Source organism: Candidatus Krumholzibacteriia bacterium (genome assembly GCA_035649275.1).
Taxonomy (GTDB): domain Bacteria; phylum Krumholzibacteriota; class Krumholzibacteriia.
On record DASRJW010000111.1, the window covers coordinates 18,505 to 31,218 of the forward strand.

Sequence of the window (12,714 nt, forward strand, 5' to 3'; positions counted from 1 at the left end):
CGCCGCGAGGGGGCGGCACCGGCGGGGTCGTCACCTAGTGCAACATCCTAGCCTGAACAGGGTGCCAGGATCGGAGATTCCATCGCCCAGACGGGACCGCCCGGAATCTAGTATCGCAGGAAGCTGGTCACGGTGCGGCCGGCGAGCTGCTGCCGTCCGCCGAGCGCGGTGAGCTCGATGAGGAAGGCGACCTCGAGCACCCGGCCTCCGGCGCTCTCCACCAGCTGGCAGGCGGCGTGGGCCGTGCCACCGGTGGCCAGGAGGTCGTCGAGGAGCAGAACGCGTTGCCCCGGGCGCACGGCGTCCTGGTGCATCTCCAGGGTGGCAGTGCCGTACTCGAGCGCATAGGAGCGCTCGAACTTCGCCGCCGGGAGCTTGCCGCTCTTGCGGATGGGGACGAAGCCGGTGCCGAGAGCGAGCGCCAGTGGAGCGGCGAAGAGGAAGCCCCGCGACTCGATGCCGGCGCAGACCTCGACCTCGCGGCTGCGCCAGGTCTCGACGAAGAGATCCACGGCAGCACGGTACGAATCCGCATCGTTCAAGATGGGGGTGATGTCGCGGAAGAGGATCCCGGGCGAGGGGAAGTCGGGAATGGAGCGCACGCGTGCGGCCAACTGACGCACCACCTGCTCGCGGTCGAACACGGAGGCCTCCCGATCAAGGTGCGAAGCGGCGCGGAAAGTGTGGTCGGGGCGAGAGGATTTGAACCTCCGACTCCCTGCTCCCGAAGCAGGTGCGCTACCAGGCTGCGCTACGCCCCGATTCCACGAAGCTCACGATGGCGGGTGGGCGGGCGGACGTCCATGCTTCGGGAAGACGACGCCGCCGCCGTGGGCATGGCGCGAGCCACGCCTCGGGCGCTCACTATAGGGGCTCAGTAGGGGTCTGTCCAGGCCGCGCCGCCCGCCTTGCCCTGCAGCGGCTGGAAGCGGCAAGCGCCGAGGTTCGCGGTGGAGACGGTCTCGCCGTGGCGCACCAAGAGAAGGAGGCGCTGGTGCGGGCTGCGCCCCATGGGGAGCACCAACCGCCCCTGCGGCGCCAGCTGGTCGAAGAGAACACCGGGAACCTCCGGCACGGCGGCACTCACGTGGATGGCGTCGAAGCGCGTGCGTTCGGGCCAGCGCAGGTTGGTGCCGACGCGGACGCGGGCGTTCTCCACCCCGAGGGCGCGAAGGTTGGCGGCGGCGCGCTCGGCGAGCTCGGGGTCGCGCTCCAGGCTGCACACTTGGCGCGACAAGCGTGCCAGCAACGCGCATTGGTAGCCACTGCCGGTGCCGATCTCGAGGACGAGCTCCGTCCCCCGCAGCCGCAGCGCCTCGGCCATCACCGCCACCGTATCCGGGTGCGGCATCTTTTGCCCCGCACCGATGGGCAGCGCGTAGGGTCCGTAGGCCTTGTCCAGGAGCGCCGCTTCCACGAAACGATGGCGCTCCACGTGGAGCAACGCTGCCAAGACGCGGCTGTCCTCGACGCCGCGACCCGAGCGCACCGCTTCCACCATGCGCCGCCGGGCTTGCGTGAGTTTCAGCTCGGAGGTGACTGCCATGTTTCGACAAACGCCTCCAACTCCACGAGCGACCGGTAGTCGGTGAGATCGATCATCAGCGGCGTCACCGAAACATACTCCTGTTGCACCGCCGATGCATCCGAATGGCTGTCCTCTGCCCACTCGGGCCCGGTGCCGCCGACCCAATAGTATCGACGGCCGCGCGGGTCCTGCTGTTCCACGACGCTGTCCAGGTACTGCCGCGAGCCGAGCCGGGTGACGCGCACGCCGCGGATGCGCTCGGCCGGCAGATTGGGAATGTTGACGTTGAGCAGGCGATTGCGCCCCAAGGGGAAGCGCAGCAAGGCCTGGAGCAATGGGCGCAGCAGCGGTTGCATGGCGTCGAAGAGCAGCCCCTCCCGGCCCACCAGGGAGACGGCAATGGCGGGGATCCCCAGGATCGTTGCCTCGATGGCGGCCGCCACGGTGCCGGAATAGGTGACGTCCTCTCCCATGTTGGGACCGTGGTTGATGCCGGAGAGGACCCAATCGGGGCGCTGCGGCAGCAGCTTCTCCACCGCGAGCAGCACCGCGTCGGTAGGTGTCCCCGACACGGCGTGGTGCGTGGCATCGAGGCTGGCGAGGCGCAACGGTTGGTCCAGGGTCAAGGAGTGGCCGGAGCCGCTGCGTTCGCGGTCGGGAGCCACGACGTGGACCTCCCCGAGCCCGGCCACGGTGCGCTCGAGCGCGGCGAGGCCCGCGGCGCGGATGCCATCGTCGTTGGTGAGCAGGAAGCGCATCGAGACTCCGAAGCTGCAGCCGACGCTAGCAGAAGCCGTGAGGGCTCACAAGTCGCCGCGGCGCCTCGACGCGGCGCGACTCGCCTCGCTCGCTGGGGCGCCGCCTGTGTCCACGGCGTCGAGCCAGGCGAGGATCACCGACGTCGCCTGCTGCAACACCGCGGCATCGCGCCCGGCGTCGATGTGGCCGCCGGGCAAGTCGACCCGCTGCCGGGGGGCGCAGGTCGCGGTCCAAAGCGCCTCCCGGCAGCGGCGCGGCAGCGCCGCATCCTCGGGCGAACTCACCACGAGGACCGGGGTGCCGCAGGCACGCGGCAAGGTGCGCCGCGCTTCGAAATCCGCGGTGAGTGAGGCGCCGAGTTGCGCCAGCAACCAGCGTGGCAGCAACCAAGGGACGCTGGCTCGCAGGCGATGTTCGAAGGCAGCGGCGTGATCGGCGAAACCATACAAGAGCACGAGCCCTGCCGGCGCGGCGGCGGCGGTGACCGCAGCTGCGAGCGGTGTCCCCAGGCTGGCGCCGAGCACGTACACCTGCGTCGAATCCACCCGCGGATCCCGCGCCACGAAGCGCGCCAGATCGCGAAGCGCCACCGCGGTGCGCCGTAGGTCCCGGCGCAGCCCCGGCAGTTGCAGGAGGGTGCTGGGGCCTTGCAGACGCCGGGAGCCGCCACCGGCCCAATCGAGGGCGGCGACGGCGATGGCATGCTCGCCGCCGGCGAGGTCGACGGCGTGGCGGCCGGTGCGCAGGCCCCCAAGGATGATGAGCGCCGGGAAAGGGCCCGGGCCGGGAGGAAACCGGAGTGCCGCGGCCACGCTCCCCCACCGGTCGTGCAAGGACAGGAGCGTGGTCTCCGGCATGCCGGGAGTACTCCAGCTGCCTTGCACCTGCAATGGCATCGGCGCGGCGCTTTGCAGGTACTGGACGACGTCGTGGCGCGCTGGCGCGAAGAGGAAGCACGCGCCGGCAGCGGCGCCGGCGCAAGCTCCCGTGGCCACCAGGAGCCTGCGCTTCCTGAAGTGGTGTGCGCGTTGCATCGAGACCTCGCGGGGAGAGCGTGACCTTGAGCCTCTGCAACCGACACAACCGGCGCCCACTGCCGGCGCGACGCTGCCACCGGTCGCGAGCTCGCGTCGCGGAGACAAAAAGGGGGCTCCCATCGCGGGAGCCCCGGACTGGTCGGGGCGACTGGATTTGAACCAGCGACCACCTGCACCCCATGCAGGTGCGCTACCAGGCTGCGCTACGCCCCGAAAACGGGCCCGCTCGGTCACGGGCGCGGGCCATCGTATCAGCAGCACCGGGAGCGGGCAAGGAGCCTGCCGGCATGGCTCAGACGCCGTGTGCTGCCAGGAGTTCCTGGACTTCCAGCGCCAGATCCCGCCCGCGGCTGCGGTCATGGAAGCGCTGCCGCAACGCTTCCCGCTCGGCTGCGGTGAGCGCGACCGCTGCGGCTTCCTCCTCCTGCAGCGCCCGCGGCCGAGGACCCCAGCGGGCGAACTCGCGGCCGTCGTCGCCGAAGAAGACGAAGAGTGGGTATTCCGAGCTCGGAAAAAGCCGACGAAGATCCACGTTCTCGCGGAGGACGAAAGCGCGCATCCACAGCGTGCGGCTCCAGGTGCAGAGACGCTCCACTTGCGCCAACTGCAGGCGCGACTCGAAGGCGTCGAGATCGACGAGGGCGAGGATGCGGACGCGTCGCCGGCAGGCGGCGAAGAAGGCGCGGTTCGTGTCGTCCGCCGCGGTGCCGGCGAACGCCGCCTCCAACTCCGTGCGAGCGCCAGGGAACTGCTCCACCAGCTCCAGGAAAGTGCGGCCACGGGCCCAGCCGCCGTGGCCGAGACCACCGTACGGCGGCGGTTCCGGCGGTGGACCGCCGCCGGACACGGGGAGCCGCACCGGCATCCGTCAGTCCAGGCGCTTGCGCAGCGCGGCGAGCTCGCTCTTCAGGAAGCGCAAGGTCTCGCCATTCCTGTCGCCGTCCAGCTTGGCGCTCGGCGGCGCCGCCGGTTCCTCGCGCCGCACCCGATCCCGCAATTGCAGGCGCGCCCCTTGGATGGTGTAGCCCTGCTGGTAGAGAAGATCGCGGATGGCCACCACCATGCGGATGTCCTTGTCGCGGTAGCTGCGGTTGCCGGCCCGGTTCTTCTTGGGGCGCAAGTCGGAGAACTCCGACTCCCAGTAGCGGAGCACGTGGGGTTTCACCCCGGTCATCTCCGCCACCTCGCTGATCGAGTAGTACAGCTTGTTCTGAATGGTCATGAGACTCCTCTCGCTTTGCTCCACGTCTCCGCTTTGGGGGCGCGAAGCATGAGGTCACGCAACGCGAGTCGAGGGTCCTTGCCCTCGAACAGAATGTCGTGCACCTGGGCGGTGATGGGCATTTCCACGCCGTGGGCGCGGGCGAGCTGCAGGGCTGCGCGCGTCGTGCCCACACCCTCCGCGACCTGGCCGATGGCGGCGAGGGCGGTGGCGAGCGAGGTGCCCCTGCCGATGGCTTCGCCCAGGTTGCGGTTCCGGCTGTGCCGACTGGTGGCCGTGGTGACGAGGTCACCGAGGCCGGCGAGGCCGGCGAAGGTCTCGGGGCGGGCGCCGAGCGCCACGCCGAGACGGGTCATCTCGGCGAGACCGCGGGTGAGCAGGGCGCCGCGACTATTGTCGCCGAAGCCGAGGCCGTCCATCACGCCGGCAGCGATGGCGATGACGTTCTTCAGCGCCACCGCGAGCTCGACCCCGACCGCGTCGGTGTTGGTGTAGACGCGGAAGGTCTCGGTGCTGAAGAGGTCCTGCACGCGACGCAACGCCGACTCGTCGCTCCCCGCGACGACCACCGTCGTCGGCATGCCGCGCGCCACCTCCTCGGCATGGCTCGGTCCGACCAAGGAGACGACCAGAGGTGCTGAGTGTGGCAGCTCCTCGCCGAGCACCTCCAGCAGGCGCTTCCCCGTTTCGAGCTCGAGTCCCTTGGCCGCATTGACCACGATCTGCTGCGGCGGCAGCGGCAGGGCGGCGAGCCGGCGGGCCAACGGGCGCACGGCGTGGGACGGCACGGCGATCACCAGCGCCGCACTGGCTCGTGCCGCCGTGGCGAGATCGTGGGTCACCTGCACGCTGCCGGGAAGGGAGACGCCGGGCAGGTAGCGGGCGTTCTCCCGCTGGCGTTGCAGCGCCGCGGCGCGATCCGGGCGGTGCTCCCACAGCCACGGTGCCTGCGGCGCCAGGAGCACGGCCAGCGCCGTCCCCCAGCTTCCCGCTCCCAGGATGGCGAGTTCTCCCATCCGCTCCTCCCTCCGCACCGCGCGGCTCAGCGCGGCACGGCGCCGCGATCGCGGCGCAAGAGACCTTTCTCGGTGCCGCGCAGCAAGCGGCCGATGTTGGCGGCGTGACGAATCCACACCATGACGACGAGGAGGCCGACGAGTCCCAAGCGCAGGCCGTCGACATGACCGCGGGCGACACCTTGGAAAGCGAGCACCAAGGGCAGCGCCAGCGAGGCGAGCAAGCTGCCGAGAGAAACGATGCCGCCGCTCAGTGCGAAGGCGAGAACGAACACCCCAAGGCAGATCAGGAAAGCCACGGGCTCGAGAGAGGCGAAGACGCCCGCGGAAGTGGCGATGCCCTTGCCGCCGCGGAAACCGAGATAGAACGGGAACATGTGACCGACGATGGCGGCCAGGCCGCAGAGGGTGGCGAAACCCTCGGCTCCGAGTGGTACGGGAGTGCCCGGCAGACGCGCGCACACCAGCACCGGGACCACGCCCTTGGCGGCGTCGAGGGCGAGCACGGCCAGGGCCGGCCACTTGCCCAGGGCGCGGAACACGTTCGTCGCTCCCAGATTGCCGCTGCCGACGCGGCGCAGATCCACGCCGCCCAGAGCCCGCGCCAGGAGCAGACTCCACGGGATGGTCCCGACCAGGTAGGAAAGGAGCAGGGCGAGGGCGGCGCTCATGAGGCCTCCGCGCTGGCGCGCAGCTCGATCCGGAGCGGCGTTCCGGGAAAGGGGAAAGCATCGCGCAGGGTGTTGTTCAGGTAACGCAAGTAAGAGCGGTCGAAGTAGAGCGGGTTGTTCACGTACAAGGCGAAGCGCGGCGGCTTCACCCCGACCTGCAGCCCGTACTTCACGTGACCGTTGCCGCCGGCGTGGAAATGCGGTGGTCGCCGTCGCGTCGCTTCCTCTAGGACGCGATTGATCTGCGCGGTGGTGAGGGCGCGGGCCCGCGTCTCCCCCACTTCCCAGGCGGTGTCGAGGAGCTTGCCCAGGCGCTGCCCGGTCGTGGCCGAGACGCACAACACCGGCGCGTAACGCGCGAAGAAGAACTCCGCCTGCGCGATCCGCACGTAGGCCGCGGCGGTGTGCGCATCTTTCTCCACCAGGTCCCATTTGTTGAAGCAGAGCACCAGGCCCTTGCCGGCGCGGTGGATGCGGCCACCAATGCGCGTGTCCTGCTGCGCTAGCTGCTGGCTGGCGTCGAGAAGGAGCAGGCAGACATCGGCGCGCTCGATGCTGCGCAAGGTGCGCAAGGCGCTGAAGGTCTCGACCGCGGCGGTGACGCGCGACCGCCGCCGCAATCCCGCCGTGTCGACGAGTGCCAGGGTGTGGCCGTGCCAGTGCAGGCGCGAATCGATGCTGTCCCGCGTCGTCCCCGGTTCGGCCGACACGAGCAAGCGGTCTTCCCCCAGGAGGGCGTTGACGAGTGAGCTCTTCCCCACGTTCGGCCGGCCGACGATGGCGACGGCGAGGTCGGCCTGGCTGTCGCTATCCGCACTGCGCTCCGGCGGCAAGAGCTCCACCACGCGGTCCAGGAGCTCCGCGGTGCCGTCGCCGTGCAGGGCGGAAACCGGCAAGGGTTCTCCCATACCCAGCTTCCAGAACTCGCTCGACTGCTCGACGCTGTGGCCGAACTCGCACTTGTTCACCGCGAGCAGCGCCGGCTTGCCGCGCCGCAGTACCAGTCCGGCGAGCTCCAGGTCGAGGTCCGTGGCGCCAGTGCGTCCATCGACGACGACGACGAGCACATCCGCCTCGTCGAGGGCCACGAGGGCGCTCTCCCGCACCAGCGCCTCCATCCCTTCGCTCGCCCGGGGTAAGAGTCCGCCGGTATCGACGACGTAGAAGGGGCGGTCGTTCCAGGTGGTGGCACCGTAGTGGCGGTCCCGGGTGACGCCCGGGAGGTCGTGGACGAGAGCCTCGCGCCGCCGCAGCATGCGGTTGAAGAGCGTGGACTTGCCGACGTTGGGCCGCCCGACGATGGCCACTGTTGCGCGCCTCACCGTGGCCTCCAGCTTCAGGGTGTGTCTCAAGCAGAGCCCGGAATCTATTATCACAGCAGCGGCTAGGCGTCAAAGAAAAGGTGGGTCGAAGGAAGCGGCGGAAGTCGCTGTGACTATGGAGGATGGAGCGAGGTCAGGGCTCCAGGGAGAAGACTTGCTGCAACCAGCGGACGATCTTGTCCTCCACCCTCCAGGAGAGGCCGAGCATGTGCACGCCGTGGTGCTCGTAAACCGGATAGATCTCCAGCTTGAAGCTCGGATTGTTCTTGTTCAGCTCCTGCATCTTGGCGGCGCCGTCGCCGAGGATTTGCTTGGGCACGAGGACGAAAAGGGGTTTGTTGCCGATCTTCTTGGTGGTCTCGAGCAGCGGGAAGCCGAAGTAGCGCTCCGACGGGCTCATGGCGACCACGGCACCGAGAGTGCGGCGGCGCGCCATCGCCTGCAGCGCCAGGTCGGCGGAATACTCTCCGCCCACGAGAGCGATACGCTCCGGCGCTACACCTTGCACGTCCGTGAGCCACTGCAACGCGCTCTCTACGTCGTGGCTCATGTCGAAGTAGGGCTGCGACTCGCGCCGCACCATGCTGGCGTAAACCTCCGGGTTCGGGTCCTTCGAATCGCCATGGCCGCGGAGATCCGGGGCGAGGATGCGGAAGCCGGCGGCGCGGAGCGGCTCCAAGAGCGGCCGCCAGTGGGCGTGTGTGGCCCCGGGATCGTGCAGGAGGAGCGCCACCGGACCCTGGGCCGACTTCCCCTGGGCATACCAGAAGGCGTACACCTTCACCCCGTCGCTACAAGTGAGCTCGATACGCTCCGACTCCGGTGGCGAAGGCGCCTGGGCACGCGCGGAGAGGGCGAGGCCGCAAAGGAGGGCGGAAAGGAGCGGCAGCGTCCGAGTCAGCTTCGTCACTGCACTCCCCCTCCTGGCGGTCCCTGGATCCTTCACCGGCATGTCGATGGAGGCGCGAATCTTCTCTGCGATGATAACCAGGTGGGCCGAGCGATGCAAACGGGCCAGGAAAGCGAGAACGGCCGGCGAGGCCGGCCGTTCTCAAGGAGTACGGGCGTACGACTCAGTCGCGGTAGAGGGCCTTCACGCTGCCCCAAACGTCCTTTGCCACCGAGGTCGCGCAGGGCGTCGTGGTCATGGCGCCAGTGATCGGCTGGGACACCGGTCCGCTGCCCATGACGCTGCCGTTGCCGCTCCCCGGCCCGCCGCAGACGGGCGTGCTGGTGCCGCAAGGTGCGTTCACCGTGGCGGACGTGACCTGGGCGCCGTTGAATTCCCCGGTGTCGAGCACGCCATCCAGATCGGTGTCAGGGGCAGTCAGGTTCAACGTGGCAGTGCCGTTGAACTGCATCGACTGCGTGATCATCTGGAAGTTGACGATGCTCACCGGGAACGTGCCGTGGAACACATGGTTCACGGCGTCGTAGGTGTAGAAGTTGTTCCTGATGTACGTCCGGCGGGAGTTGGCAGAAGTAGGCCAGCCGGCGTCGTTGACCGAAATCGCCCACGTCCCTGGGTACAGGTTGCCGGAGGAGATGGTGCCGCGGTAGCCGGAGTTACCGACTACGAGCAATCCCTGGGCTGTGGCATCGGAGGTGAGGGTGAAATCGTTGGTGCCGCAGCTCTGTGCGCTCGCCCCCGAAGCGACGAGCAACGCTATGAGCATCCCGGCTGCGATTGAGCGATGGCGAATCTTCACGGGGCGCCTCCTCGAGAGAGTCTTTGGAAGAACGGGGCTATTCTACGCAGAGTTCTTGGATTGGGTCAAGCGTGAACGAATGTTTCTGCTGCTTTTTTCCCGCTTTCTCGCGCTATCGAGAGTCGAACGAAACGCGAGTCGGCAAATCTTGCGCGGTTGATGAAGGTCGACATGGGACGGTGTCCGTCAATGTCTACCACCAGTCCCAGCCGGACCGACCGGGAAGGCCAGCAAAGTTCAACATCTGCAAGGCCCTGCCGTCTCTGCAAGACCCCTCCCGTCAAAACTCGCCTAGGGGCTCTCCCGATGGCTCCCCTGGCGCCCTTGCGGGGCAGAACCCGCCTTTTTACCTTGGGAATGGTTCCTGCTCGGGACGTGGTGGCGTGCTCCCGCGGCGTAGCCGCGTGAACAGGATCTGCCACGGTGCCGGTCACTGGAGCGGGCAAGCGTCGGCTGGCGCACCGCTCCCCTCTTCCAGCCGGGCGACCGTCGAGTCGCTGTCTGCCGTGAGCTCGTTGCGACAGCGCGATTCGCGGCCCGCCTGTCCCTCAAGGACCGGACGGCGCTCCCAGGCCGCCGGCACGCGTTCGGCCGGTCCTTTTCCGCTGCGACGACGCCTAGACTTCGGACGCCTTCTTGCGCCGCCGGCTTCTCCGAGCTCGAGCTGTCCCTGAAGACTGCTGCCGCGATCCTGAGTCCTTGGCTCTGGCTTCGGCCTATGCCATCCTGCGCCGACGCCGCGGCGGTCCGCTCCGGGCCTGCCGGCGGCGCCGAGGTGGCACTGTGGCGCAGCCTGATGACGACCGCCGCAAGCTCCCCGAGAAGGCGCGACCGGAGGCGCACACGGCGGAGCTGGAAGACCACGGCGCCGAAGAGCGCCTGCGGCGCATCGTCGCCTCTCCCTCCTACATTCCCGCCTACGAGGACGTGGAATTCCTCATGCGGCACGATCTGCGTTCGGTGCGGCTCGAGCTCGAGCTGCTCAAGCCGGAGCTCATCCTGCGCCAGCATCGCATCCGCTCCACCATCGTCGTCTTCGGCGGCACGCGGATCGTGGAAGAGAAGCTGGCGCGCCGTCGCGTCGAAGCCCTGGAGACCGAAGTCGCCAGCGCCGGCCCGACGCCGGAGCTGGAACGGCGCTTGGCCGTGGCGCGGCGGATCCTGGCGAAGGCGCGTTACTACGACGAGGCCCGGGAGTTCGCCCGTCTGGTGACGCAGCGTGGCCAGGTGGGCGGTGACTGCGACTACGTCATCGTCACCGGCGGCGGCCCCGGGGTCATGGAAGCAGCGAACCGCGGCGCCTTCGACGCCGGCGGCAAGAGCATGGGCTTCAACATCACCCTGCCCATGGAGCAACGGCCGAACAGCTTCATCACCCCCGATCTCTGCTTCCAATTCCATTATTTCGCCATCCGCAAAATGCACTTCCTCCTGCGGGCGAAGGCCCTGGTGGCGTTCCCCGGTGGCTTCGGCACGCTGGACGAGCTCTTCGAGGCCCTCACCTTGGTACAGACGCACAAGATGCGCGCCCTGCCCGTGATCCTCTTCGGGCGCGAGTTCTGGGAGCAAGCAGTGGACTTGGAGTTCTTCGCCCGGGAAGGCACCATCGCCTGGGAGGACTTGGGGCTAGTGCACTACGCCGAGACCGCCGCCGAGGCCTGGGAAACCATCCAGCGCCTGCAGGCCGAGCACGCCGCTCGCGACAGCGAGTACGACCGCGCCTTGCGCGAACAGCGCAGTCGCCGTCGTCGCCGCAGAGAATGAATGCCGGGGGATGAAAGAACGAGGCCGGTGGACCGGCCTCGTTTGCAACTGGAGCGGGCGACGGGGGTCGAACCCGCGACCCTCAGCTTGGGAAGCTGATGCTCTACCAACTGAGCTACACCCGCTCAATCACTCTAGTATAACTACTTCTGACGCTACGCGGCACCGTGCAAGAGGCGCCGTGGGACCTTCCCTGGACCTGGGCGCACTCGATGCACGAGAACCCGAGCGGCATGCTAGCAGAGGAGTCCACACCATGCCAGCACAACGGCGACACCTGCCCCGCGGCATGTCACTTAGAGGCGGAGGATGCGCTGCACGACCTCCGACTCGGTAAAACGCCGGCGCATCGTTGCATCGGGGAGAGCGGCGAGGATGCGGCCGTTCAGAACGCGGGCTTCGGCGGCCAGTGGATCGTCGCCATCGAGCGCCAGCAAGGTATCGATGGCTTGCAGAAGCAAGGCGGGATCCGAAGTCCTGCGTGCGACAGCCACCGCATGACGCGCGTCGGCAATGGCCTCGCGAGTCCGGCCGAGACGGTGAAGCGCGGTCGCCGATGTGATCAACCCGAGCGCTTCGTACTTGGTGCGCCGTCTTGCCCGGCTCTGCAAGCTGCCTTCTCGGGCTTCGGCCAAGGCGAGATCCATATCGCCCCGGGCGAGAGCCAGTTCGGCGCGCGTCTGGGCGAGGCGTAATCGCCACAGCCAGTCGTGCCAACCCGGTGTGTTTGCCGCCAGAGCGGTCGTCGTACGCAGAAGGGTTTCTGCGCGCCCCGGTTCGTGCCGGCGGGCGTACGTCAGCAACATATCGATGCCCGCGCTGACCAGCGTCGGAGCAAAGCCCACGCTTGCGGCCAATTCGCGCGCCTCGGTCTGTAGCACCTCTGCGCCTTCGAAGTCGAATGCGCTCACATGGAAGCCGGCGGCCATGGCGATGGCCCGGGCGAGAGGCGGAACGAGGCCGTATTTTCTTCCGAACTGCCGCACTTGTTCGAAAGCCTTTGCCGCCTCTGCATAACGGCCTACGGCGCCGAGACTGAGCCCGTAGTGAGTCAGCGAATACATTACAAACCCGGTATCGCGGGAGGACTCCGCGATCGCTGCCGCCTTCGCGGCGTGCTCTAGCGCCTCGATCGATTCCCCAGCAAGGTAAAGGGTCAGGGACGCGAACATGAGTGAGATTCGTTTGAGCCCCTCCCCACGCGCGATTGCTGTTCGCTCCAGTTCGATCGCCGCGCTGAGATCGCCATTGGCTTGTCGCCCGCGGGCCAGCCACGCGATCGCATCCGCTGCGATGTCCGATCGGTTCCCCAGTTCGGATAGATGCAGGGCCTCAGTAGCGGCCTGATCACACGAAGGAATGTCGAGCAGGAAAAAACAGGCCTCAGCCAATTCCAGCTTGAGCTCGGCGCGGCGATCGAGGTGCCGCTCATCCAGATATCGAAGCGCCAATTCCACTTCCTGTTTCTGCAGTGCCCATTGCGCCATGCCGCCGAAGGCCCGCGCGCGGCGCGCGTGGAGATCGGTGCGGCGTAAATCGGCTTCAGGTCCCGCAGGTTTGAACTCGAGCGCCTGAAGAGCCATGTCGTACAAACGCGCGGCTTCCTCCAGCGCCAGCGCGTCCGCGGCCCGGTCGCCCGCGCGCGCGGCGTAATCGACTGCTTTATCGGCGGCGCCTGCCGGAGCC

At 68.2% G+C, this 12,714-nt stretch carries 13 protein-coding genes and 3 tRNA genes; 1 reads left to right on the top strand and 15 read right to left on the bottom strand.

What is annotated here, in order from left to right; all coding sequences use genetic code 11:
• Positions 1–107 precede the first annotated feature (107 nt).
• The 13 genes from VFE28_11965 to VFE28_12025 form a co-directional block, all read right to left on the bottom strand.
• Positions 108–644: an adenine phosphoribosyltransferase gene (locus VFE28_11965; GenBank protein ID HZM16710.1), complete on the bottom strand. Its 537-nt coding sequence runs from the start codon at positions 642–644 to the stop codon at positions 108–110.
• Positions 645–684: 40 nt separating this feature from the next.
• Positions 685–761: transfer RNA gene (locus tag VFE28_11970), tRNA-Pro, on the bottom strand.
• A 113-nt stretch (positions 762–874) separates the two neighbouring features.
• Positions 875–1,546: a protein-L-isoaspartate(D-aspartate) O-methyltransferase gene (locus VFE28_11975; GenBank protein ID HZM16711.1), complete on the bottom strand. Its 672-nt coding sequence runs from the start codon at positions 1,544–1,546 to the stop codon at positions 875–877.
• A complete protein-coding gene (gene surE / locus VFE28_11980) occupies positions 1,525–2,286 on the bottom strand; it encodes a 5'/3'-nucleotidase SurE (GenBank protein HZM16712.1) in 762 nt (253 codons plus the stop codon). Before surE ends, VFE28_11975 begins: the two co-directional genes overlap by 22 nt.
• Positions 2,287–2,331: 45 nt before the next feature.
• Positions 2,332–3,321 (bottom strand): hypothetical protein, encoded by a 990-nt coding sequence (locus VFE28_11985; protein ID HZM16713.1) that lies wholly within the window; start codon positions 3,319–3,321, stop codon positions 2,332–2,334.
• Between the two features lie 139 nt (positions 3,322–3,460).
• Positions 3,461–3,537, bottom strand: a tRNA-Pro gene (locus VFE28_11990).
• A 79-nt stretch (positions 3,538–3,616) separates the two neighbouring features.
• The gene (locus VFE28_11995; protein HZM16714.1) at positions 3,617–4,189 is read right to left on the bottom strand and encodes a hypothetical protein; all 573 of its coding nucleotides are present in this window, start codon (positions 4,187–4,189) and stop codon (positions 3,617–3,619) included.
• A 3-nt stretch (positions 4,190–4,192) separates the two neighbouring features.
• A complete protein-coding gene (locus VFE28_12000) occupies positions 4,193–4,546 on the bottom strand; it encodes a MerR family transcriptional regulator (GenBank protein ID HZM16715.1) in 354 nt (117 codons plus the stop codon).
• Positions 4,543–5,562 carry an NAD(P)H-dependent glycerol-3-phosphate dehydrogenase gene (locus VFE28_12005; GenBank protein HZM16716.1) on the bottom strand — a complete coding sequence of 340 codons (1,020 nt, stop codon included), beginning with the start codon at positions 5,560–5,562 and terminating at the stop codon, positions 4,543–4,545. Before VFE28_12005 ends, VFE28_12000 begins: the two co-directional genes overlap by 4 nt.
• Positions 5,563–5,588: 26 nt before the next feature.
• Positions 5,589–6,233: a glycerol-3-phosphate 1-O-acyltransferase PlsY gene (gene plsY, locus VFE28_12010; GenBank protein ID HZM16717.1), complete on the bottom strand. Its 645-nt coding sequence runs from the start codon at positions 6,231–6,233 to the stop codon at positions 5,589–5,591.
• On the bottom strand, positions 6,230–7,555 hold the full coding sequence (gene der / locus VFE28_12015; protein ID HZM16718.1) for a ribosome biogenesis GTPase Der: 1,326 nt from the start codon (positions 7,553–7,555) through the stop codon (positions 6,230–6,232). Before der ends, plsY begins: the two co-directional genes overlap by 4 nt.
• 133 nt (positions 7,556–7,688) lie before the next feature.
• Positions 7,689–8,465, bottom strand: coding sequence for an alpha/beta fold hydrolase (locus VFE28_12020; protein HZM16719.1), 777 nt, complete (start codon positions 8,463–8,465; stop codon positions 7,689–7,691).
• Positions 8,466–8,628: 163 nt separating this feature from the next.
• A complete protein-coding gene (locus tag VFE28_12025) occupies positions 8,629–9,264 on the bottom strand; it encodes a hypothetical protein (protein HZM16720.1) in 636 nt (211 codons plus the stop codon).
• Positions 9,265–10,047: 783 nt separating this feature from the next.
• Here VFE28_12025 and VFE28_12030 point away from each other — a divergent pair.
• Complete coding sequence (locus VFE28_12030; GenBank protein ID HZM16721.1) at positions 10,048–11,028, top strand: LOG family protein; 981 nt, start codon at positions 10,048–10,050, stop codon at positions 11,026–11,028.
• 49 nt (positions 11,029–11,077) lie between these two features.
• On the opposite strand, the gene VFE28_12035 is transcribed toward VFE28_12030, so the two are convergent.
• A tRNA-Gly gene (locus VFE28_12035) sits at positions 11,078–11,153 on the bottom strand.
• A gap of 171 nt (positions 11,154–11,324) precedes the next feature.
• Positions 11,325–12,714: hypothetical protein (locus VFE28_12040; protein ID HZM16722.1), on the bottom strand; the 1,390-nt coding region annotated here is incomplete at its 5' end.

Excerpts from the sequence above, each read along its gene's own strand:
- VFE28_11975 (HZM16711.1), bottom strand. The coding sequence starts at position 1,546 with ATGGCAGTCACCTCCGAGCTGAAACTCACGCAAGCCCGGCGGCGCATG.
- surE (HZM16712.1), bottom strand. The coding sequence starts at position 2,286 with ATGCGCTTCCTGCTCACCAACGACGATGGCATCCGCGCCGCGGGCCTC.
- VFE28_11985 (HZM16713.1), bottom strand. The coding sequence starts at position 3,321 with ATGCAACGCGCACACCACTTCAGGAAGCGCAGGCTCCTGGTGGCCACG.
- VFE28_11995 (HZM16714.1), bottom strand. The coding sequence starts at position 4,189 with ATGCCGGTGCGGCTCCCCGTGTCCGGCGGCGGTCCACCGCCGGAACCG.
- VFE28_12000 (HZM16715.1), bottom strand. The coding sequence starts at position 4,546 with ATGACCATTCAGAACAAGCTGTACTACTCGATCAGCGAGGTGGCGGAG.
- VFE28_12005 (HZM16716.1), bottom strand. The coding sequence starts at position 5,562 with ATGGGAGAACTCGCCATCCTGGGAGCGGGAAGCTGGGGGACGGCGCTG.
- plsY (HZM16717.1), bottom strand. The coding sequence starts at position 6,233 with ATGAGCGCCGCCCTCGCCCTGCTCCTTTCCTACCTGGTCGGGACCATC.